Source organism: Apibacter muscae, from assembly GCF_007845595.1.
Taxonomy (GTDB): Bacteria; Bacteroidota; Bacteroidia; order Flavobacteriales; family Weeksellaceae; genus Apibacter; species Apibacter muscae.
Genome location: NZ_SELI01000020.1, coordinates 1 through 23,120, shown reverse-complemented (window position 1 = coordinate 23,120; position 23,120 = coordinate 1). Strand labels below are relative to the sequence as shown.

Genomic DNA, 23,120 nt, shown 5'->3' with positions numbered 1-23,120 from the left:
TTAATAGTTATAAATATTTGTAAAATATTAATTTAAAAATAATTCTATTATATATTTTTTAATTTTCTCGCAACTTAATTAAAATAATTTAATTGTCACATTAAAATCCATTATAAATATGATAAATATATACTTTATCATTCATAATTCAATATAACAAAATATCATTAAATTCTTTCAATAATAATAGCGCTAGCACCTCCACCTCCGTTACAGATCGCAGCTGCACCATATTTTCCATTTTTTTGTTTAAGTACATTTATAAGTGTTACAAGTATGCGTGAACCACTATTCCCGAGAGGATGCCCCAAAGAAACAGCTCCCCCATTAACATTAATTTTATCCAATGATAAATTTAAAATTTTAGCATTTGCCAATCCTACCACTGAAAAAGCTTCATTAAATTCAAAATAATCTATTTGATCTAAAGAAAGATTTGCTTTCTCCAATGCTAAAGGAATTGCTTTGGAAGGTGCTACTGTAAATTTTGAAGGCTCGTAAGAGGCATCTGCATATCCTATAATTTTAGCTAAAGGTTGTAAATTCAATTCTTGTGCTTTTTCCATTGACATTAAAACTAATGCAGAGGCTCCATCGTTTAAAGTAGAAGCGTTCGCAGCAGTTACAGTTCCTTCTTTAGAAAATACAGCAGAAAGGCTTTTCAACTTATCAAAATTAATTTTTTTATATTCCTCATCTTCTGATATTACAGTTGGATCTTGTTTCCTTTGAGGAACAGGGACGGAAACAATCTCATCCTTAAACCTCCCCTCTTCCCAAGCTTCTTTTGCCCTAGTATAGGAAGCAATTGCAAATTCATCTTGTTCTACTCTTGAAATCCCATATTCTTTGGCGCAAATATCAGCAAAACATCCCATATGTTTTTGATCATATACATCCGTTAAACCATCTTTAATTAGTCCATCTAACATTTTTTGATCTCCAAATTTGCTTCCAATTCTTCCATTGGTTATATAATAGGGAACTTGGGACATGGATTCCATTCCTCCAGCAATTACCGTAGTATTATCTCCTGCCTTTATGGTTTGAGCTCCTAATATTACTGACTTCAACCCCGAAGCACATACTTTATTTATAGTTGTACAAGGTATTGTAGAAGACAAACCTGCTTTTAATGCAGCTTGTCTTGCAGGAGCTTGCCCAACATTGGCTTGTAAAACATTTCCCATAAAAACTTCTTGAATTTGCGAAGGACCTAAATTTATTTTTTTTAAAGCTCCTTCGATAGCTATAGCGCCTAATTCAGTAGCAGATAAAGAAGAAAGGCTTCCTAAAAAACTTCCTATGGGGGTTCTTACTGCAGATACTATTACAACTTCTTTCATGTATATTATATTGGAATGGTTTAATTAAAAGTAAATTTACCAATTATAACCTCAAAACCATACATTTATTTTATTTGGAAGTACAAATATTCATAAATCAGAAACTTTACAGCTACTTTTTTTGCATAGTAATATAATCTTTAATTAAAATATTTTCAAATATTTCAGAAATATTTGAAAATTAAAATATTTTTTCTATTTTTAATCTATGGAATTACAAGAAGCTAAAGAAAAATATATTCAAACTTGGGGGACTTTGGCTTCTCAATGGGGAACCAATCGTACCATGGCACAAATTCATGCATTATTGTTAATAAGCCCAAAAGCTCTATCAACAGAAGAAATTATGGATGAATTAAAAATTTCAAGAGGAAATGCAAATACAAATATTCGTGCTTTGTTGGATTGGGATCTTATAACTAAAGAACTAGTCCCTGGAGATAGAAAAGAATATTTTAAAGCAGAAAAAGATATTCTTGAGATGTTTAAACGTATTGTAAAGGAAAGAAAAAAAAGAGAATTGGAAAGCATTGTTTCAATCATGAATGAATTAAAGGAAGTAAATGATTCTACTAACGAAGGAAAAGAGTTCAAAAAAGTGATAGGTGAAATTTACAAGGTAACTAAAAAATCCAATCGCATTATCAATTCCATACTTAAACTAGAAAACACATGGTTTTTTGATAAAATTTCAAAATTATTGAATTAATCATTTATAATTAAATAAACCCTAACCTTATGAATTTTTTAACTGCTGAATGGAGAAAATTAGTAATGATTAACTTTATTATACCTCCAGATATAATTAGTGATTTTGTACCTAAAGGAACAAAGATAGATTTATGGAATGGAAACTGCTATGTTAGCTTAGTAGGTTTTATGTTTTTAAACACTCGTGTTCTAGGCATTCCTATCCCTTTTCATATAAATTTTGAAGAGGTAAACCTTCGTTTTTATGTGAAGAGAGAGGAGAGCAACTTAGTTAAAAGAGGGGTTGTTTTTATTAAAGAAATTGTCCCTAAAAATGCAATAACCTTTGTTGCAAATACTTTATATAAAGAAAATTACAAAACTTTACCCATGTCTCACCAATGGAATTTAGAAGATAATTTAGCCATTAAATATAATTGGAAATTTAAAAATAAAAATTATTTTATGGAAGCTATTGCATCTTCTAAAAAAGAACAACTAGGTATTGGAACTGAGGCTGAATTTATTGCTGAACATTATTGGGGTTATACAAAAGTCAATCCGCTAAAAACAACTGAATACGAAGTAACTCACCCCAAATGGGAAAAGTATCAATTAAAGGATTACAACTATTCAATAGACTTTGGAGAGCTTTATGGCGAAGGTTTTTCCCTATTGAATGAACTAAAACCTTCTTCTGTATTCTTAGTTGAAGGTTCTGAAATAGCTGTTCAAACATTTAGAACGATTCATTCATAGTTAAAAAAATAATTAGATTTAATTTTTAGCTGTACATTTACAAAAAATTTAAGGTTTTGATAAAAATTGGCAAAATAAATTTCCCCGAATTTCCTTTTCTATTAGCTCCTATGGAAGATGTAAGCGATCCTCCTTTTAGAAGGCTCTGCAAAATGGAAGGTGCTGATTTAATGTATTCTGAATTTATCTCTTCAGAAGGTTTAATTAGAGATGCTATAAAAAGCAAAAAAAAATTAGAGATTTTTGACTATGAACGCCCCATTGGTATACAGATTTTTGGAGGAGATGAAGAAGCTATGTCTCTTTCCGCTAAAATTGTAGAGACTGTACAGCCGGATTTACTAGATATAAATTTTGGTTGTCCAGTAAAAAAAGTTGCCTGCAAAGGTGCTGGTGCCGGTGTTTTAAAGGACATTGACCTAATGGTAAAACTTACTAAAGCAGTGGTAAATAGTACCAAACTTCCGGTAACAGTAAAAACCCGTTTGGGATGGGATGAAAAATCTATTAATATTGATGAAGTTGCTGAACGCTTACAAGATGTAGGTATTCAAGCTCTTACAATTCATGCACGTACTCGTTCACAAATGTACAAAGGTCATTCCGACTGGAATTATATTGCTAGGGTTAAAAACAACCCCCGAATCCAAATCCCTATTTTTGGAAACGGAGATATTGACTCTCCAGAAAAAGCGCTTGAATTTAAAAATAAATACGGTGTTGATGGTATAATGATAGGTAGAGCAGCCATAGGAAACCCGTGGATATTTAAACAAATAAAACATTTTTTTAAAACGGGAGAATTACTCCCCCCTCCTACACTAAAAGAAAGGATTGAAGCAGTTAAAAAACATGCGCTTTGGTCTACGGAATGGAAAGGAGAACGAACAGGTCTACTTGAAATGCGACAACATTATTCCAATTATTTTAGAGGAATCGCTGATTTTAAACCCTATAAATCACAACTATTATCCACCCTAAGTATAGATGAATTAAATTCTATTTTCGATACGATTTTGACAGAAAAAGATATTCTATGAATTATATAACTTAATAATAATTAATATTAATTAAGATCACCGCTACATATCCTAATGCATAAGCTAAATATACAAAAACTGTACCTATCCCGGCCAAGATGCCACTTGCCCAGCCTTTTCTATCTTTATCGTTTTTAATACTCATTCCCTCATAATCCGTAAATTCCTCTTCTACAGTTTGATTAAGAAGCTCTAATAATTTTTTCTTATTTGTTATTTCAGTTGAAAATAAAACTTCCCCTTTATAATTTATGATCTTCCATCTTTTCTTGGAATCTTGTGCTAAAAAATTTTGAGTGAGTTCATTAAATTCAATATTTAGATAGTTTTCAGTTAGTTCTTCACCATTTAAATTCAATAACTTACTTCTTTTTTCTATAGTTGCTATAAAAACTCCTTGAGGGGTATCTTCTATATGGACGTATTGAAACGGAACTAATAAAGTACCATCATTTTTAACAACTCCAAATTTCATATTCTCTTGTTTAATGCTATATGAATTTTGACTTAATAAATAATCTTCCCCTAGACCTCGGGAGTTATCTAAACTTACAAAAAATATTTGTCCATCCTCCTCTTGAACCTTTATGAATTGGGAAGATAAAGCAACTATATTAGTATAATTTATCGGTAATATTTCCTCATTATTATAGTTTATCAACCCCCACTTATCCCCATTTTTTACTTTAAAAAAAGATTTACCTAAAGGAATAATTTCATTCCAAACCACTGGAATGATTACTTTACCAGTATTTATGTTAATCATTCCAACAAAATTATGACTATCAAATACCTTTGCTAGATAAGGATCTTCTTTTCTAGATGGACGCATATATTCTATGGATTTATACAACGGTGGTATAACTTCCTTTCCATCTATACTTAAAGTACCATAAAGTCCATTTTTCAGCACATGATAATACGAAGGGCTGATAGAAAGAATCTTGTCATATTTATAAGAAGTATAATCATTTTTATTGCTAACTAATACAACTACTGATTCTGATTTTTTATCGGGTTTTCCTATAACTATAATTTTATTCTCATTAAAATTTTCGATAGGTACATGAATCTTTTCAAATGTATATGGAGATGAGATAATTATTCCTTCCTTAGAATAAATGATCCATTGATCTTCCTTATAAGCAGCAAACCCATCATCATTGATGGCTTTAATTTTATCATATAAGATTGGAATTATAACTTTATTTTCATATTCATTTACTACCCCATAATTCCCTTTTTTCTTTTTAATAATTAATTTTTCATTTCTAATTATTTTAGTGGAATCATGAACTGGAGAATAAAAACTATATAAGTGTAAAGAATGTAAAATTAAAATAAATAAGACCCAACCATATTTTTTCATAGTTCTGTGATAATAATTATAAATATTGAGTAAATACTATTTTAAGATAACGCAGAAAAATTACAATTCAGTATAATATTTTACAATTTCATAAATTCAAAAATGAAAATTTAATATTGTAATAACTACTATTGTATTTGTGTTTAAATATAAATTATTGAATAATATTATATTTCATTTAATTTTATTCTAGGTTAAATTAATACTTATAATTTTATCTTATTTTTATATTTTTGATTTATTGAAAAAAATATACTTTGGAAAAAGAAATACTCTATCTACTAGCACTTTACAATTGTCCAAAGATTGGTGAAAAATTTATAAAAAAACTGATTCATAAATTTGGATCTGCTAAAAATGCTTGGTTCGCAGATCCTAAAGATTTATTGACTATACCAAATTTAGGAAAATCAAATATTCAATTTATCGGTGATGAAAATTATTTTTCCCAAGCTGAAAAACAGTTGCAAGAATGTACGAATAATAACATAAATATAGTTCATTTATGGGAGAATAATTATCCATTTCTATTAAAACAATGCTCAGATGCACCCACCTTACTCTTTTATAAAGGAAATATAAATTTTAATTTACCCAGTATTAGCATTGTTGGCACACGTAAAATGACTTCTTACGGAAAATTATTCACTGAAAATTTAGTTGAATGCCTAAGCTCTAAAAAAATAAATATTATTAGCGGTTTAGCCTTAGGTATTGACGGATGTGCTCATAAAAAAGCCGTTGAATTCAATATTCCTACGATCGGTGTATTAGCCCACGGACTAAATCAATTATACCCACCTCAACATGAATCATTGGCTATGAATATGTTAAAAAATGGAGGATTAATTTCAGAATATCCGGTTCATACTAAACCTGAAAGAACACATTTTATACAGAGAAATAGAATAATAGCCGGTTTATCATCCATAACTATTATTATTGAGTCAGCATACGGTGGTGGCGCAATTAGCACCGCAAAATTTGCAAATTCCTATAATCGAGAAGTTTTCGCTTTACCAGGAAGAATCACTGATATTTCAAGCCAAGGATGTAATCAATTAATAAGAAATTTAGAAGCTCAAATAATTACTCAACCTAAAGATATTCTTTCATTTTTAGGAGACTCAATAAACAAAATAAAACAACCGGAACTATTTCCAAATCTGCTTGAAGATGAAGAAATAATTTACAAATATTTAAAAACAAACGGTAATACTTCAATAGATACTTTAGCTGTAGAACTTAATTTAAGTACTTTTCAACTTATGCCCATCCTACTAAATTTAGAACTAAAAAATATAATTAAATCCAATCCTGGAAAATATTTTGAAATCGCATAATATATTATTTCTTATCCTAAGTCAAGAATTTTTTGTTATACAACAAATAAGTTTGCATTAAAATTTACAATCAATGAAAAATATTTTAATAACTATTACCTTAGTACTTACAACAATTTTAATTCCTGCTCAAAAATTAACCTTAGACCCTAACCATGCCAAACTAAAATTTGACGTCACACATATGACGATTTCCACCATAGATGGCGAGTTTAAAAAGTTTTGGGTGGATTTAGATTTTAATAATCCTGATTTTTCTGATGCTAAATTTACAGTAACTTCAGATATCAATTCCATAGACACTGGAATTGAGGCAAGAGATAAACACTTAAAGTCCGCGGATTTCTTTGATGCAGAAAAATATCCTAAACTAAAATTTGTTAGTACCTCAATAATTAAAGAAAAAAAGGATAACTATGAGTTAAAAGGTAATTTAACCCTACACGGAATTACAAAACCTGTTAGTTTAAAAGTTAAATACAACGGTTCAATCTTAAATCCTATGACAAATCTTAAGACCTACGGTTTTACTATTTCAGGTAGATTTAAAAGATCAGATTTTGAAATTGGCAATAATTTCCCAGAAAACATAGTCAGTGATTATGTGAATATATATTCCAATTTAGAATTCACAGCCAATTAGTTTTAACTTTTAAGATTAGTTCAAATTATAAAACAGATTCATAAATAATATATTATCAATATAAAATTCGTAACAAAAACCCTTACATCAATCCTTAAAAAGATTATATTTATACAAAAAAACAATAAAAAATATTATTATGGCACAATGGACAATTGACAATTCGCATTCCGAAGTATTCTTTAAAGTAAAGCACATGGTAATTTCAACGGTTACAGGTGAATTTACTAGTTTTAAAAGTTCAATAGTTTCAGAAACTGATGATTTTACCAATGCAAAATTTGAATTTTCTGCGGATATAGATTCCATAAATACTAAAATTACTGATAGAGACAATCATTTAAAATCCGCTGATTTTTTCGATGCGGAACAATATCCTACCTTAAGCTTTCATAGTACTTCTGGCCTTCAAAACAATTCAATAAAAGGGAATCTTACTATAAAAAATGTAACTAAAGAGATTATTCTAGATGTTGATTTCGGTGGGGTAATTAATGATCCTTGGAATAACCAACGGGCCGGTTTTGAAATGACAGGTAAAATTAGTCGTAAAGAATTTGGTTTGACTTGGAACCAATTAACTGAAGCTGGAGGTATGGTTGTTGGAGATACGGTAAGACTTATCATCAATGCTGAATATATTTCTCAGAAATAAGTCAAAAAGAAGTGCATTAAACGTTTAATGCACTTCTTTTATTTAAGTAAATTGAAGGAATAATTTGAATTCATCTCTAAAATTATTTAATCTAATAATCTTACCCTATAAACAAATTCAATATTCCCAGCCAATTGCCAAAATTTTCAGACATATTTTTTTCCGTTTTAATAAATTTCATTAATTTTTTATAAGCCAACCTCATTAAATGACAAGTATAAAAAGCTACTTTGTATAGGATTTATTAACTCAATGGAATAAATAAATTAAATTGACATTAAAAAAACTTCAATTATCAATTTTGACAAGGATAAAATTGATAACTTTTGTCGTTGTAAAATATTAATGTTCTGGGAATCTTTAGCAAAACATTAAGCTAAAAACTGATTGTACATTTCTTGTACACATACAATAAATTATATTTTTCAGCAGTTTATATACTACTATGAGACTTTCAAAATTTATATTACTAGCTACATTATTTTTATTTTTGTTTTCCTGTGGCACTAATTATACTCCTACCTATAAGAATGCTACGGTAAGTTGGTATGGCAAACCATTTCATGGTAGAACAACGGCTAACGGAGAAAAATATAATATGCATAAGCTAACAGCTGCACATAAAAAACTACCCTTTGGAACAAAAGTGTTGCTTATAAATCCAGAAAACAATAAAAAAGTAATCGTTAGAATTAATGACCGGGGTCCTTTTGTTGCAGGTAGAGAATTTGATTTGAGCAAGAAAGCTTTTAGTAAGTTAGCTCCTAATCAGCGAGGAATTTTAAAGGTGAAATATAAAATTCTAAAATAATTTTAACTTAAATCTTGAATGTTAGAAATTTACTTTTCTAATAAATTCTTAATAAATTGGATGACTGCGTCTTTATCATTATATGGAAACCAGTGTACAGATAAATCTTTTCTATACCAAGTTAATTGACGTTTGGCATATCTACGTGAATTTTTCTTTATTTCTTCGATTGCTTTATCCAAACTTATATCTCCATCTAAATATGAAAATAACTCTTTGTATCCTACCGTTTGTAACGCATTTACATGCCGATACGGCAGTAAAGTTTTAACCTCTTCCAACAAACCATTCTGCATCATTTGATCTACTCTAAGATTTATTCTATCATATATAATTTCTCTAGGAGCTTCTAAACCAATTTTTATGGTTGAAAAATCTCTTGATTTCAAATTCTTTTTCCTAAAAGAACTAAAAAGTTTACCTGTACTTCTAAATACCTCTAAGGCACGTATTACACGCATGGGATTCTGAAGATCTGCAATTGCATAATATTCAGGATCAACATTCTTTAACTCAGATACTAAAAATCCTATTCCTATTTCATTAAGCTCACTTACAAGGCTATTTCTAATTTCTGGATCTACATCCGGAAATTCATCCAAACCTTCATTTATCGCTTTTTCATAAAGTCCAGAACCTCCAACCATCACTAATTGATCGTGCTTTTGAAAAAGAAAATTTATGACTTCTATAGCCTCTCTTTCAAAATCGCCCACTGAATAGTCTTGCTTAATGCTTAAATTTTGAATAAAGTGATGAGGAACCATATCCAATTCTTCATCAGAAGGACAAGCCGTACCTATTTTCATCTCTTTATAGAATTGACGGCTATCACAAGAAATGATTTCAGTATTTAAGTATTGGGCTATCTTTATTGATAAACTGGTTTTTCCTATGGCCGTAGGCCCGACTATAGAAATAAGCTTCTTATTTGATGACAATGATAGATTCTTTTTGTTTTTCCCATTCTCTAAACTTATCTACTTCTTTGAATAATTTTGATAATGCCAAAAAAGTAAGAGTGATATCATCTAATATTCCTATCCCAACTAAGAAACCAGGAATAAGATCCAAAGGAGAAATTACATATACAATAACAAATAATGATATAAATAAATTTTTTATTCCAGGTTTGTAATGCCCCAGTAAAGAAGCTCTAAGCATTCTGAATAAATCCGGAAACTTAGATAAAAATCTTCGATGGGTAAATATTATTCCTATTAATTTTTTTAATTTCATTTAAATGCTAAAAAATAATTCATATATGTACAGAGCAATTTGCATTCCAAATCCTATAAATATTAATGATTGCCACACTTGCATTTTTCTTCTCCACATTTACCTTTTTTATTGGACAAAAAGGTATCTTTAAATAAACGTATTAAATAAATCACTGAAAAAATTACAATTGCTAAAATAAAAATGTATTGTATATAAATATTCATACTCAAATTATTATTTAGATTTATTCTAACAAAGATACGTTATTAAATATTCTAAACATTTTTTAAAACATTTTTTTAAATATCGGAAGCTTCTTCAATACGTATTTAGTTAATATAGTTGTAATAAATACCGTAATTACTATAGAAAGAAACCATTTAATAAAAATAGGAATATTAGCATTAAGTAAGAATTGCAAAATTAACATTAAAAATATTTGGTGCAACTAATAGATTCCATAAGAATAGGGAGAAAAAAAATGAATGATTTTTTGCACTGATCCATGAACTCTCATACATAGAATAATCAATAAAAAAGTTATGAATACAGATGCTAAACTATAAAAAATAGCTTCAGCGATTTGTTTTTGCCCATCGGTAATAGGATTGAATAGGTTCATTTGAATTGTAATAACGCCCACCATAGAAATGAAGTAAATGGAAAGAAAAATTTTTAATGAAGGCTTCCAACCATTCACTTTAAACCAATGCTTATTTTGAGCATAAATTCCTAAGAAAAATATTAAAAAATAGCCCATAAATCTTGCTGGTTGAAAATATAAAAGATAACCTACATTGGTCCACCCATTCGCAGGCTTATAATATCGAGTAGATAAAAAATAAGCCACCGCAGTAAGAAAAATTGTAGAAAGTATCATCCTTGAGGTAGCAATATTAAAAAACTTATTTTTTTTGGTAATGCACATGCATAAATGATAAAAAATAAAAATAATACTCCTAAAAACCAGTAATGCGCTTGCTGATAAAATGCTCCTAAGAAATCATTGAAGTAAAAAGAGATTAAAGGGATTGAAGGATAACCATAAGCAGACATAGTTAGTCTGGAAAAAAATGGAGCTATAAATAGGACTCCTAACATCCAAGGGAGGGCTATGTGTATTGTTTTATTCAATATAAAAGAACGCTTCCCTCTTTTCATTAAGGAATTCGGCGCATAATATCCAGAGAGAAAAAAAAGAACCGTCATAGGGAAAGTATCCAAAATTATGACTAAATAAGTAAAACCTAAACTTCTTTTGGGATTGATTACATACCACCATTCCGGTACATAATCCATGAAAGTCATTGCTGCATGCAGAGTAATGACAAGTACTACCATAGCAAAGCGAAGGTTGTCTATACCCATTTCTCGTTGATTTTTCATAATCCTATCCGTAAAATTTTAAAATACCTATCATTTAACATACCATTTACCCCATTAGTTTACATAAATAACGCTGTATATATTTTTTATTTGCTTTAAAAAAAACTTATTTTTGTAAATATTAAATTTGAGAACCATACACTATGTTCAATACCGACGATGAGGAACAAGATCATTTTTCCCCTACTGAATATACTCCGTTAAGAGAGGATGCTTTTACTATTTCTCCTGAAAAAAAACAGGAATTGATTCAGCACCACTTTACTGAAATTATGAAAATTCTAGGGCTAGATATGAAAGACGATAGTTTGCAAGACACTCCAAAAAGAGTTGCTAAAATGTATGTGAATGAAATTTTTGGTGGCTTGCTTCCTGAAAATAAACCTGCCATATCTACTTTTGATAATAATTATAAGTACAAACAAATGCTTATTGAAAAAGATATCACGGTTTATTCTACTTGTGAACATCATTTTTTACCTATTATTGGTAAAGCACATGTGGCTTATATTTCTAACCAAAAGGTTATAGGTTTATCTAAGATAAATCGTATAGTAAACTATTATGCCCGAAGACCTCAAGTACAAGAACGTTTAACCCGACAAATTGTGGAAGCTTTAAAGGAAGCTTTAAATACTAAGAATGTTGCTTGCGTTATTGATGCTAAACATTTGTGTGTAAATTCCCGAGGAATTAAAGATACTAATAGCAGTACAGTCACCGCTGAATTAAGCGGAAGCTTTCAAACCAACCCAACTACTCGGAAAGAATTTTTACATTACATTGGGATTGATTCTCACTTTAAAATTTAATTTATGCGTACCTATAAAAATAACAAAATTAAGCTATACAATTCCCTGCATAAACAAAAAGAAGATTTTGTTCCTGTACACGACGGATTTGTTGGCATGTACGTTTGTGGACCTACTGTATACAATAAGGTACATTTGGGCAATTGTCGTACATTTTTATCTTTTGATATCATTAATCGTTATTTGAGACATTTAGGATACAAAGTTAGGTATGTTAGAAACATAACGGATGCCGGTCATCTTTTGGACAATGAAGAAGATAAAATTTCTAAACAGTCGGTATTAGAAAAACTAGAGCCCATGGAAATTGTGCAAAAATACACCTTAAATTTCCACAAGGTTCTTGAACTTTTAAACCTTTTACCTCCAGATATTGAACCTACCGCTACTGGACATATTATTGAGCAAATAGAATTAATTAAAAAATTAATTGAAAAAGAATATGCCTATGTATCGGAGGGTTCCGTGTACTTTAATGTGAAAAAATATGATGATGATGGGGGAAATTACGGTGAACTTAGCAAACGTAAAATTGAAGATATGGCTGCCAATACCCGGGAGCTAGATGGTCAAGACGAAAAAGAAAGCCCTCAAGATTTTGCTTTATGGAAAAAAGCATCTCCAGAACATATAATGAGATGGTCTTCCCCTTGGAGTGAAGGTTTTCCAGGCTGGCACTTAGAATGTACAGCGATGAGTACAAAATATTTAGGCGAAGAATTTGACATTCATGGTGGTGGTTTGGATTTAAAGTTTCCACATCACGAATGCGAAATTGCACAATCCAAAGGTTGTTTTAATAAAGAACCCGTACGATATTGGTTGCATGCGAATATGCTTACTTTAAATGGTCAAAAAATGAGTAAATCTACGGGAAACACCATTCTTCCTGAAGAATTAATTTCTGGGGATAATTCTTTTTTTGAAAAGCCTATCCATCCTATGGTCATACGTTTTTTCTTTTTACAAGCACATTACCGAAGCGTTTTAGATCTTTCTAACGATGCTATGATGGCTGCTGAAAAAGGTTTTTTAAGACTTACCTCTGCCATAGATAAACTTAGAACTATAAAACCATCGTCAACCTCAAGTTTCAACGTTTATGAATGGGTAGATAGTTGTTACCATGCATTGAATGATGATTTCAATACACCTGTTTTAATTTCTCATTTATTTGATGCTGTAAAACTAATCAATAGTTTAGATCTTAAAAATGAAACACTTTCGGAATCTGATTTACATATATTCACGCAAGCCATTCACAATTTCTTTTATGATGTTTTAGGTCTTGAATTGTTGACAGATTGCTTAAATGATAACGATAAACTTGACCAAACAATTAAAGTTTTAATTGATTTAAGAAATAAGGCTCGATTAGAAAAAGATTGGAGTTTATCTGATGAAATTAGAGATCGTTTAGCGGCTAAGGGTATCGTGTTAAAAGATGGTAAAGAGGGTACCACTTATGAAATTGAATAACAATTTATTAAAACTTATATGAAACTTAAATATTTATTTTTATATAGCGTTGGGATATACTTCTTAATTTCCTGTTCCCAGAATAAACAACAAGAGAAGACATCTATTATACCTGCGGAAGATATCATCAATATTTCAGTAGCTAAAAAAGCAAAAGCTAAAATTACTGGCGAGAGAATGGCTATCAACATTGGTAATTCTGATTCTGATGTTTGGACGATTGTCTACACCGATAATCAAGGTAATATACATTCAACCATTTTAAAGAAAAATTCAGAAAATTTAAACCAAATAGGAGATAGTATAACTATATATTATGACGATAGTACTCCTCAAAGTTTACCAATTTTCGAAAGTCAGTATTTAAAATTAGCGAAATAATTGGTAAAACAAGCTTAATCAAATATTACTTTTAGATATAACCTATAATGGTATTTTGTTTAATTAATAAACAGGATTGAAATTTTTAATCTTAATAATATTATACTAAATCTTCGATCGGAAGATGAATAAAATTAGGATAAACTTTTTTTACTTTTTCTTTCAACGAAATTTCAGAATTGGTTGTGGAAAGCGCTACAACTTCCATACCTGCTTTCAAACCTGCCTCAATACCTGCAAAGGAATCTTCAAAAACTATGCATTCGCTAGGCGAAGAATTTAATTTTTTAGCCCCTAATAAATAACATTCTGGGTCTGGCTTACCCTTCTTTACATCACTACCTGTAATAACCACATCGAAAACATTTTCCAAATTCATTTTTCTTAAGGCTATTTCTGTTTTTGGCTTTAAAGAGCTGGTTACTAATCCTAGTTTAAAATTATTTAATTTTAACTTATTGATAAATGGTACAACACCAGGGATATTTTCATAGATCAAATCATTGGCTTCAAATTCATAAACCTTGTCAAGAAGCTTCTGGATTTCAACTTCCGAAGAATTTTTGAAATACCTCTTAATGATATCCGGCCAACGTACGCCTTTAACTTCGCTTAAAAATGTCTCTGGCAAGTTATATTCTTCAATAAAAGATTGTAAAAAAATGTCATATTGCACTTCGGTGTTTGCGACTACACCATCCATATCAAACAAAAAAGTTTTAATCATTGATGAGAATTAAAATTTGTTATAAACCTTTAGTAAAGATATATATTTATTTTAATTAAAAATAAATATAATAAACGTGTTCAATTTAAATGCTTTTATCCCTTCAAAGCTTTTTTACCGGGTAAAAATACGGTTAAAAGTCCTATTAAAGGTAAGTAGGAACACAAAGTATATACATATTCAATACTTGTTTTATCGGCTACTTTACCCAAAATTGCAGCTCCTAATCCACCCATTCCAAAGGAAAAACCGAAAAACAAACCTGAAACCGTACCCACCTTACCAGGCACTAATTCTTGGGCAAAAACCAAGATGGCTGAAAATGCTGAGGATAAAATTAATCCTATAAGTATGGATAAGGCAATCGTCCAAGACAAATTTGCGTAGGGAAGTAGCAAGGTAAAGGGTGCTACTCCCAAAATTGAAATCCATATCACGTATTTTCTCCCTATTCTATCTCCTATGGGACCTCCCATGAAAGTCCCTGCTGCTACTGAAAACAAGAAAATAAACAGGTAAATTTGGGAATCTTGCTCAGTCACTGAAAATTTATGCATTAAATAAAAGGTATAGTAACTAGTTATACTGGATAAATAAAAGGCTTTAGAAAAAACTAGGGCTAATAATATAACTAATGAGATTACAACAACTTTTCTAGATAATTTTTTTGTCTCAGACACCTGATCATTATTACTCTTTTTGTTTTTATATTGAGCCGTGTACCATTTGCTAACTCTAAACAAAATAAAGGCGCCTAATAGAGCACATAAGGAAAAATATCCCATGTTTTGTTTTCCGTACGGGGTAATAATTAATGCGGCAAGTAATGGTCCTAATGATGTACCTAAATTACCTCCTACTTGAAAAAAAGATTGTGCAAATCCATAACTTCCCCCAGAAGCTAAACGTGCAACTCTGGAAGATTCCGGATGAAAAATTGCCGAACCTATCCCTATCATTGATGCTGCCAATAATATTATATGAAAATTAGTTGCAAAAGCAAGAACAATAAATCCAAACATAGTAAGTAGCATACCTATCGGTAAAGAAAAAGGTTTTGGATTTTTATCTGTATAAATTCCGATTAGAGGTTGTAAAAAGGAGGCTGTACATTGATATGTAAATGTTATAAGACCAATTTGCGAAAAGGTTAAAGAAAAATCACTTTGTAAAATTGGATAGATAGCTACAAGTATAGATTGCATCATATCATTTAATAAATGAGAGCCACTGATACTGGTAAGAATAGTTAAATTAGTTTTTTTACTGATCATCTACTTTTTATATGATAACTAAAAAAATAATTTCTGCCTACGAATAGGTAGAAATTATAAATTTTTTAGGTTTAAAAATTATTTTTTCAAAGTTACAAAAACTTCTGATAAATAATTTATAATATCTTGCGCCGTCATGGCTTCTTGAGATTTTTTTAATGCTGCAATATCTCCAGCTTTTCCATGTAAATAACATCCTACGATTGCTGCATCAGTGGGTGCATAAGATTGGGCTAGTAGTCCGGTAATTATTCCGGTTAATACGTCACCACTACCACCCTTCGCCATTCCTGCATTACCCGTAGGGTTGTAGTAACATATTCCTAAAGGAGTTAAAACAGTGGTATAATGTCCTTTTAAAACTATATGGATTTTTAATTCAATAGCTTTTTTTCGCGCCAATTCACATTGTTCTAAACTGGAATTTGTTTTCCCAAAAATTCTTTCAAACTCTTTGGGGTGCGGTGTTAGAATAGAATTTTCTGGAATTGATTTTAATAATTTTTTATCGGTGGCTATAATATTTAAAGCATCAGCGTCTAACACTAAAGGCTTATTTTCATTTTTTAAAAGTTGTTCAAATGCTCCCTTAGTTATATTATCACTTCCTAAACCTGGACCTATCCCTAAAGTATAATCATTAACCAATAATTCGATGGTTTCTACTATTTTTTGTCCTGCACCATGAAAAATGGCTTCTGGAGCTAGTGTTTGTAGTATTTGATACCCGCATTCTGGAGCTAATGTATGTACGATTCCTGTGCCAACTCTTAATGCTGCATTCGTGGATAAAGCAATTGAACCTACTTGTCCATAACTACCTCCTATAAGTAATGCTTTACCAAAGTCTCCTTTATGTTCAAATTTTTGTCTTTTACGTATATTATTTTTAATATAATTACTACTTATAATATAGTTATCTGTTGACTCATTTTTAATAAAATCTTGATCTAAATCTAAATCAATAATATGAACATTCCCTGTATATTCCGCACCTTCTTTATGTAAAAACGATCTTTTAATAAACCCAAAAGTCAAAGTTTCATCTGCTTTAAAAATGGTTTGATTTTCTTTAGGAAGTTCATCCGAAGGTAATCCTGAAGGTATATCTATAGAAATTTTTATAGCTGAAATTTGATTAATTTTATCTATGATTTTTTTTTCAATTCCATCTAAAGATCTATTTAAGCCTATACCAAACAAAGCATCAATAAGAATTGTAGAATTGAAACTTTCAATTTCAAAAGAATCATTATCAATAAACTGTACAGAATTAGGAAATCTATCAAAGTTTATTTGGGTATCTTCTGTAAGATCATCTTTAGATTGAAGCATTAGAACTTCCACCTCATAATCCCCCTCTACTAACATTCTCGCTAATGCTAATCCATCCCCACCATTGTTTCCTTTTCCACAAACTATATAGAAACTATAGTCTTTCGTATACCTCTCTGTTATCCACTTGTAGCAGTTGGTAGCAGCTATCTCCATTAAATCTATTGATCTTAAATTTTTGTTTTTTATCGTGTGTTCATCACACAATCTAAGTTGCTCTTTTTTAAAAATTTTCATTAATTTAATTACTTTCTTTTTTCAATCTTTATTTTATATCGTAAATCTCCAGCATATACTTTTCCAAGGTTCCTCTGCATAATCTATACCTATTCTTGGTGTTTTCTTAATATTTTTAAATGATTTATAATTTTCAACCCATATTCTTTTCGAATTATAAATATCCTCTCCATAAAAGCTATGATCCAGCTGTAATTTTCTACCCAACCTTCCGGGACCTACACAATCTTGCACGGATCTTATTAAAACCGCTTGTGGATGTTCCGCTTTCCCTGTAACAAAATTTAACATCCAATATTTACCATAGATTAAATACACATAAATTTTACCCCCGTCATGGTACAGTATCTCCGTTCTTTTAGTTCTTCCTTTGCTTGCATGACAGGCCATATCTTCTTCCCCGATGTAAGCCTCTGTTTCAGTAATAATATATTCATGAATTTCTTTAGTTTCAAAAACTCTTACAATTTTTTTTCCTAACAAACTTTCTGCAACCACTAAAGCGTCTTGATAAAAATAATCTTTACCAACCCTATCCATAAAATATTATTTTATTAGAAGCTTTAAACCAACTCAGCCGATTTATTTTCAATAGAATTAAATTCTTTTAATTGTCTTAAATTATCTAAAGTGACTAAGGCTATTTGACTTAACGCCTCTTCTGTGAAGAAGGCTTGATGTGCGGTAACTAAAACATTCGGAAATGATAATAATAATTGAATAGTTTCGTCTTCAATAATCGTTTCAGATAAATCTCTAAAAAAAAGCTTATCTTCTTGCTCATAAACATCAATTCCTAATGCTCCTATTCTTTTTGATTTTAATCCCTCTATAATTGCCCTAGTGTCAATTAATCCACCCCTACTCGTATTGATTAAATAAACCCCTTGCTTCATAACACTTATAGTATCCTTATTAATAATATGATGAGTTTCTGGGGTTAAAGGACAATGCAATGAAATTATATTTGATTGCTTTAAAAGTTCTTCTAAAGATACGTAGTTAAAACCTTCACTTATTAATTCATCATTAGGAAAAGGATCATACAATAAAACATGGGTTCCTAATGATTTTATCGTTTTAGCAAAAACCTTTCCTATGTTTCCTGTACCAATTACACCTACTGTTTTACCATGTATCGTTGTACCTAACAATCCATTTAAGGAAAAATTTTGCTCCCTTACTCTATTATATGCCTTGTGAGTTTTTCTATTAAGAGTTAAGAGCATTGCTAGCGTATGTTCTGCAACAGCTTCCGGAGAATAAGCAGGAACTCTACAAACTTTTAAACCGTTTCTCTTTGCTGATTCTAAATCTACATTATTAAATCCTGCATTTCTTAAGGCAATATATTTAATTCCTTTTTTAACTAGTTTGTTAATTACTTTATCATTTACTACATCGTTTACAAAAACACAAATAGCCTCCGAATCTTCAATAATATTTACAGTGTGCTCATCTAAATTAGATTCAAAAAATTCAAGTTCGAACTTGAATTTTTCATTGCATTCTTTAAAGAATTTAATATCATACGGTTGGGTCGAAAAAAAAGATATTTTCATGCTTTATTTAATTTTTTTTAATAATTGGTATGAATAAATATTTACAAATCCACTTCTACTTCTCCTCTTATTAAAACTTTTGCTGTTCTAAAAACAGTACCTCTTATTGCTTTTATATCTTCTTTATCCATTTGTATTTCTGAATCAACAGAAAGTGTACCATTGCAATGACCTATAATAATTTCTTCCTTTACAGATTCATCCTTCACAATTTCATTAACAATAGTTCCGGGTATTTTAGCTGCAATTGCTGTACAAATTCCTCCAGTTATAGCATAGGTTGGATGTAATTTGCCCATGGAAAGCATTCGAGCGGATAAATGATAATCCTTTTTATCAATCTTACTATTATTTACAGTTGTGTAAGTTTCTGGTTTAGAAACAAAACAAAACTTAGGAATTGCTGGTATTTGTTTAGCTTCCTCTAAATTTTTAGCTATGCCCATATAAACAGCAGCCGTTTCACGAATAGCTAACATTTTATCTAACAATTCCTTATTATCATCGATATCCTCAGGTAACTCAACACCACTAATCCCTAAATCTTCTGCTTTAACAAAAACTAAGGGATTGGAAGCATCAACCATTGACACTCTGAATTGCCCCAAACCTACAACATCCAAAATATCTACCACATTACCTGTAGGCAATAATTTTCCAGTTACAGCTCCACCTGGATCTAAAAAATCTAATTGTATTTTAGAAGCGGTTCCAGGTACTCCTGAAATTGAATAATCGCCCTCGTAGACAACCTTTCCATCTTTCACAGGCACATGAGCCACTATCTTCTTATTGGTGTTTGTATTGTAAATATTAACTAGGGTTATAGGCTCCTTAATACTATCTACCAATTTTTTTTCAATTGCAAAGGGACCTACTACTGTTGACATATTTCCACAATTTCCCTTACGATCAATCAAAGTTGATTTAGTATCAACCTGCGCAAAAGTATAATTTATAGCATTTACTCCCTCCGTCCGTTTACTTATAATAACTGCCTTGCTAGTGGTTGAAGTCCCACCTCCTAAGCCATTAATTTCTCTACCAGAAGGATCGTTACCTCCGTAAATATTCGTTAATTCTTTGTCTTGCTCCGTAAGATCTTTAGATAAATCAGATTCTAAGAAGCAACCACCTTTACTAGTTCCTCCTCGCATCCAAGTGCATGGAATTATTTTTTTCATGTTTAACTTTATAAATATTTTTAATATATCAATATTTATACCCTAAATCCTTAATACTTGTTTATTTTAAACAATAGATTTATACTTTAAACTTATTTACATTTATACAAAAAAACTCTGAAATAAATTCAGAGTTTTTAGTATTTTATAAACTTGAAGCAGGCGGATCTTTTTTACAACGTACACTAAATTTTTTATCTAGCGAGTAAGCTTTTGTGTAGATATTATTACTGCTTACACTATAATATCCATTTCTACCATAGCTTTGCTTTACTCCATCTTTTGGGGAAGCTGTACTAGATGTCCATATAAATCCAAAGGTTCCAAAATTCGCAAAGGTTCCACCCAAAACAGTAGCAAAACTATACCCGGCATATAAAAAATTGAATCCTACACGCTCAGTTGGACTTATCGGATTGGATTGTCCAGCATAATCTGTCCCAAGATTTAGACAGGTTTCTTTAACTGCAAGACCAACAATATTGGCAGGAGAATTATTTTCAATACGAGAATAAATACTGTAATTCTTTGAAATCTCACCTATGATATTAGTTCCAGCAATATCCGTAATACCCACTAATTGTGCATACTCAAGGCTCGATGGTAAGTGCCATCCATAAGGACATATACCTTGAACTTTAGAAATATCTTTAGTCATTTCATTAACATTACTATTAATCCTACCCATTGTAGCTGCATTCCAATTGTATAACAAACCAACTCGCTCATCATTGTTAAAGTTTTTCTTATCTTGGGCATTATTGCTATCACCTGTATCTGCTGGATATGAAATGTACGGGGCATTAACTGTAGCAGATTTTACATTAAATATTGGATTAGTAGCTGATACAACCGTACCATCCGATCTTTTAGGATCATATGTTGTAGCAGCTAAATTAGTAATCATCCAACGATTATCATTGGAAAGAGGATCATTGGCTACAAAGCTTCCAGATAAGAATATATTACCATCTTGATCTCTGTGCCAAGCTATTCCACTGATCTCTTGAGGAATATCTATACCAGCAGCTGTATCAGCAGCAGTTCTTTCTTCAAGTGTAGCAAGTGCTAACCAATCCGTTTTAGACTTAACTCCTTTAAAACCCAGAAATTCTACCCATTGAAATAAAGTCCTTGATGCATTAGGAGAACAAAGATAATAGCTCAAAGTTAAATCATTAAACCTAGGTGGATTTTCTGCATCTTTTAAAACCACTGAAGCTGATGTAGACATACCTGAAGGATTTTCAAGAGTAATTTGTAAAGGATTAATATTTGCTTTATCGTCTTCTCTTTCACTACCGAATATAGTTTCATCTAGTACTACAACTTTAGAATCTACTTGTAACCCCTTTACAGTCTCTGGGGATGATATATTTGTAACTTTCCATTTGGCATTACTATGTATATTACTCACAACCGATATAGATTCTCCAACTGCAGGAGAGGCAATAGTTTTTTGTTTATGTAAATATTTGCCCTCAACGGTCAAGGCTTTATTGGTTTGATTAACAATAACAGGCTTAAATGCGGTTTGCGTAGTAGAACCATCGCTTACGGAAAAAATATAGTTTGATAGATTAGTTTTAAATGGGTTACCAGGTTTTTCATCTTTTACATCCTCTGGAGCCATGGAAGTGGGCATTAACTCTATAATTGCCACTGGAGCTTTATAAATGGATAAATCTACAGGTTGATAATCAACTTTATTATACAGTGCAGAATTTTCTACATTTTGAAGCTGCAATGTAGCTTTTTCATTTTTCCAAGTTACTACAAAGGTCATTTTAGTAATTCCTCTTTTATCTTGACCACTAGGAACATATAGAGTATCAGGATATACAGATATGGGACCCGTTCCAAATTCCCCGTTAGCACATTTTTTCAAAGGAATCCATTCTTCTCCATTCCAAGAATATATACCCTTACAAAAAGGATCAACTTCACTAACATTGTATACTGTTAAGCCAGTATGAATAAGCTTTTGATTACCTCCGTTATCAGCATCAGCAATTGAAAAGTCACTAAAAGTTAATTCATTAGCATTTACCAATTCAACACGTGGAAGCACCAAACCTCCCTTTGCAGTAATATTATTTGCATCAGGTTCTTGAGCTTTTAAATCAAGAATACTCCCTTTTACAGGCTTAGACAAACTCCCAATTGTTACCTGTGAATTAAATTTTAAGGAAAATAGAAAAAAAATAGAAATGAAATAATAATAAGCTATTTTCATTTTAGTAAATTTTAAATAAATAATAATTGAACAAAAAAAATAAATGAATAAATGCTATTCTTGTAATAACCACTCAGATCCTGACCAAACATATATTCCTTTTTTAAAGGGTAATGTTTCATTTACATTATAAACAATCATACCTGTATGCTTTAATTTTTGTCCTCCCTCATCCAGATCATCAGAAATGGTAAAATCACTAAATGATAATTCAGTGGGACTTTTTAGCTCAACACGTGGAAGTAATATCCCAGCTTTTGCAGTAATATTTTTATTATCAGGATTAAATTGCTTTATATCTAAAATACTTCCCTTTACAGGCTCATTAAGACTCCCAATGGTGACCTGAGAATTGACGGATAATACAATTAAAAAAAAACAAAATTTTGTAAAAATCTTATAATTGAAACACATAATCTAAGTTTAATTGATAATAAATCTTTAATTTTTACAAATATATAAAAAATTTAAGTAATAGAGTCATAATAATTTTGAATAATAGACATGAATTTAATATCAAATTAAAAAAAATATATTTATTTTCATATACTTAAAACGAACTGCCTATTTGATTTATGAGACGTTAATGAATAATAAATAACGAAAATAAGAGTTAATTATTATATATAA

The 23,120-nt window shown here is 30.4% G+C and carries 24 protein-coding genes; 10 read left to right on the top strand and 14 right to left on the bottom strand.

What is annotated here, in order from left to right; genetic code table 11:
- Positions 1–167 precede the first annotated feature (167 nt).
- Complete coding sequence (locus tag ETU10_RS07680; RefSeq protein ID WP_146311186.1) at positions 168–1,346, bottom strand: acetyl-CoA C-acyltransferase; 1,179 nt, start codon at positions 1,344–1,346, stop codon at positions 168–170.
- A gap of 208 nt (positions 1,347–1,554) precedes the next feature.
- Between ETU10_RS07680 and ETU10_RS07675 the strand changes: the two genes are divergently transcribed.
- The 3 genes from ETU10_RS07675 to dusB are packed head-to-tail and all read left to right on the top strand — an operon-like array spanning position 1,555 to position 3,835.
- Entirely contained in the window at positions 1,555–2,055 is a 501-nt protein-coding gene (locus ETU10_RS07675; RefSeq protein WP_146311184.1) for a GbsR/MarR family transcriptional regulator, read from the top strand.
- Between the two features lie 29 nt (positions 2,056–2,084).
- Positions 2,085–2,795 carry a YqjF family protein gene (locus ETU10_RS07670; protein ID WP_146311182.1) on the top strand — a complete coding sequence of 237 codons (711 nt, stop codon included), beginning with the start codon at positions 2,085–2,087 and terminating at the stop codon, positions 2,793–2,795.
- A gap of 56 nt (positions 2,796–2,851) precedes the next feature.
- Positions 2,852–3,835: a tRNA dihydrouridine synthase DusB gene (gene dusB / locus ETU10_RS07665; protein ID WP_146311180.1), complete on the top strand. Its 984-nt coding sequence runs from the start codon at positions 2,852–2,854 to the stop codon at positions 3,833–3,835.
- Between the two features lie 10 nt (positions 3,836–3,845).
- On the opposite strand, the gene ETU10_RS07660 is transcribed toward dusB, so the two are convergent.
- The gene (locus ETU10_RS07660; RefSeq protein WP_146311178.1) at positions 3,846–5,204 is read right to left on the bottom strand and encodes a WG repeat-containing protein; all 1,359 of its coding nucleotides are present in this window, start codon (positions 5,202–5,204) and stop codon (positions 3,846–3,848) included.
- A 257-nt stretch (positions 5,205–5,461) separates the two neighbouring features.
- Between ETU10_RS07660 and dprA the strand changes: the two genes are divergently transcribed.
- The 4 genes from dprA to ETU10_RS07640 all read left to right on the top strand — a co-directional run bounded on the left by dprA (position 5,462) and on the right by ETU10_RS07640 (position 8,656).
- Positions 5,462–6,547, top strand: coding sequence for a DNA-processing protein DprA (dprA, locus tag ETU10_RS07655; protein ID WP_146311176.1), 1,086 nt, complete (start codon positions 5,462–5,464; stop codon positions 6,545–6,547).
- Positions 6,548–6,620: 73 nt separating this feature from the next.
- The gene (locus ETU10_RS07650; protein ID WP_146311174.1) at positions 6,621–7,190 is read left to right on the top strand and encodes a YceI family protein; all 570 of its coding nucleotides are present in this window, start codon (positions 6,621–6,623) and stop codon (positions 7,188–7,190) included.
- Positions 7,191–7,326: 136 nt separating this feature from the next.
- Entirely contained in the window at positions 7,327–7,845 is a 519-nt protein-coding gene (locus ETU10_RS07645) for a YceI family protein (RefSeq protein ID WP_221410378.1), read from the top strand.
- 445 nt (positions 7,846–8,290) lie between these two features.
- Positions 8,291–8,656: a septal ring lytic transglycosylase RlpA family protein gene (locus tag ETU10_RS07640; RefSeq protein ID WP_146262642.1), complete on the top strand. Its 366-nt coding sequence runs from the start codon at positions 8,291–8,293 to the stop codon at positions 8,654–8,656.
- A gap of 29 nt (positions 8,657–8,685) precedes the next feature.
- Here the strand turns inward: ETU10_RS07640 and miaA are convergent, their stop codons facing one another.
- From miaA to ETU10_RS07620, 4 genes are all read right to left on the bottom strand, one after another.
- On the bottom strand, positions 8,686–9,597 hold the full coding sequence (gene miaA / locus ETU10_RS07635; protein ID WP_246118442.1) for a tRNA (adenosine(37)-N6)-dimethylallyltransferase MiaA: 912 nt from the start codon (positions 9,595–9,597) through the stop codon (positions 8,686–8,688).
- Complete coding sequence (locus tag ETU10_RS07630) at positions 9,584–9,895, bottom strand: YkvA family protein (RefSeq protein WP_146311170.1); 312 nt, start codon at positions 9,893–9,895, stop codon at positions 9,584–9,586. The genes miaA and ETU10_RS07630 overlap by 14 nt, the downstream gene beginning before the upstream one ends.
- A 430-nt stretch (positions 9,896–10,325) precedes the next feature.
- Positions 10,326–10,757 carry a hypothetical protein gene (locus tag ETU10_RS07625; RefSeq protein ID WP_146311169.1) on the bottom strand — a complete coding sequence of 144 codons (432 nt, stop codon included), beginning with the start codon at positions 10,755–10,757 and terminating at the stop codon, positions 10,326–10,328.
- Entirely contained in the window at positions 10,754–11,263 is a 510-nt protein-coding gene (locus tag ETU10_RS07620) for an acyltransferase family protein (RefSeq protein WP_146311167.1), read from the bottom strand. The genes ETU10_RS07625 and ETU10_RS07620 overlap by 4 nt, the downstream gene beginning before the upstream one ends.
- Positions 11,264–11,406: 143 nt before the next feature.
- Between ETU10_RS07620 and folE the strand changes: the two genes are divergently transcribed.
- Genes folE through ETU10_RS07605 form a run of 3 tightly spaced genes read left to right on the top strand, consistent with a single transcriptional unit; the run spans position 11,407 to position 13,935 of the window.
- Positions 11,407–12,075, top strand: a complete 669-nt coding sequence (gene folE, locus ETU10_RS07615) for a GTP cyclohydrolase I FolE (RefSeq protein WP_146311165.1) — start codon at positions 11,407–11,409, stop codon at positions 12,073–12,075.
- Positions 12,076–12,078: 3 nt separating this feature from the next.
- On the top strand, positions 12,079–13,554 hold the full coding sequence (gene cysS, locus ETU10_RS07610) for a cysteine--tRNA ligase (RefSeq protein ID WP_146311163.1): 1,476 nt from the start codon (positions 12,079–12,081) through the stop codon (positions 13,552–13,554).
- 18 nt (positions 13,555–13,572) lie between these two features.
- The gene (locus tag ETU10_RS07605) at positions 13,573–13,935 is read left to right on the top strand and encodes a hypothetical protein (protein WP_146311161.1); all 363 of its coding nucleotides are present in this window, start codon (positions 13,573–13,575) and stop codon (positions 13,933–13,935) included.
- Positions 13,936–14,035: 100 nt separating this feature from the next.
- Here the strand turns inward: ETU10_RS07605 and ETU10_RS07600 are convergent, their stop codons facing one another.
- The 8 genes from ETU10_RS07600 to ETU10_RS07565 form a co-directional block, all read right to left on the bottom strand.
- The gene (locus ETU10_RS07600) at positions 14,036–14,662 is read right to left on the bottom strand and encodes an HAD family hydrolase (RefSeq protein WP_146311159.1); all 627 of its coding nucleotides are present in this window, start codon (positions 14,660–14,662) and stop codon (positions 14,036–14,038) included.
- Between the two features lie 95 nt (positions 14,663–14,757).
- On the bottom strand, positions 14,758–15,936 hold the full coding sequence (locus tag ETU10_RS07595; RefSeq protein WP_146311157.1) for an MFS transporter: 1,179 nt from the start codon (positions 15,934–15,936) through the stop codon (positions 14,758–14,760).
- Between the two features lie 78 nt (positions 15,937–16,014).
- Positions 16,015–17,508 carry an NAD(P)H-hydrate dehydratase gene (locus ETU10_RS07590; RefSeq protein ID WP_146311155.1) on the bottom strand — a complete coding sequence of 498 codons (1,494 nt, stop codon included), beginning with the start codon at positions 17,506–17,508 and terminating at the stop codon, positions 16,015–16,017.
- Between the two features lie 33 nt (positions 17,509–17,541).
- Positions 17,542–18,048: a DNA-3-methyladenine glycosylase gene (locus tag ETU10_RS07585; RefSeq protein WP_146311153.1), complete on the bottom strand. Its 507-nt coding sequence runs from the start codon at positions 18,046–18,048 to the stop codon at positions 17,542–17,544.
- Between the two features lie 23 nt (positions 18,049–18,071).
- Complete coding sequence (locus tag ETU10_RS07580) at positions 18,072–19,070, bottom strand: 2-hydroxyacid dehydrogenase (protein WP_146311151.1); 999 nt, start codon at positions 19,068–19,070, stop codon at positions 18,072–18,074.
- Positions 19,071–19,111: 41 nt separating this feature from the next.
- Positions 19,112–20,254 carry a 2-methylaconitate cis-trans isomerase PrpF family protein gene (locus tag ETU10_RS07575; protein ID WP_146311149.1) on the bottom strand — a complete coding sequence of 381 codons (1,143 nt, stop codon included), beginning with the start codon at positions 20,252–20,254 and terminating at the stop codon, positions 19,112–19,114.
- A 145-nt stretch (positions 20,255–20,399) separates the two neighbouring features.
- Positions 20,400–22,490, bottom strand: coding sequence for an FISUMP domain-containing protein (locus ETU10_RS07570; protein ID WP_146311147.1), 2,091 nt, complete (start codon positions 22,488–22,490; stop codon positions 20,400–20,402).
- Between the two features lie 54 nt (positions 22,491–22,544).
- Entirely contained in the window at positions 22,545–22,904 is a 360-nt protein-coding gene (locus ETU10_RS07565; RefSeq protein WP_146311145.1) for a hypothetical protein, read from the bottom strand.
- Between the last annotated feature and the right edge of the window lie 216 nt (positions 22,905–23,120).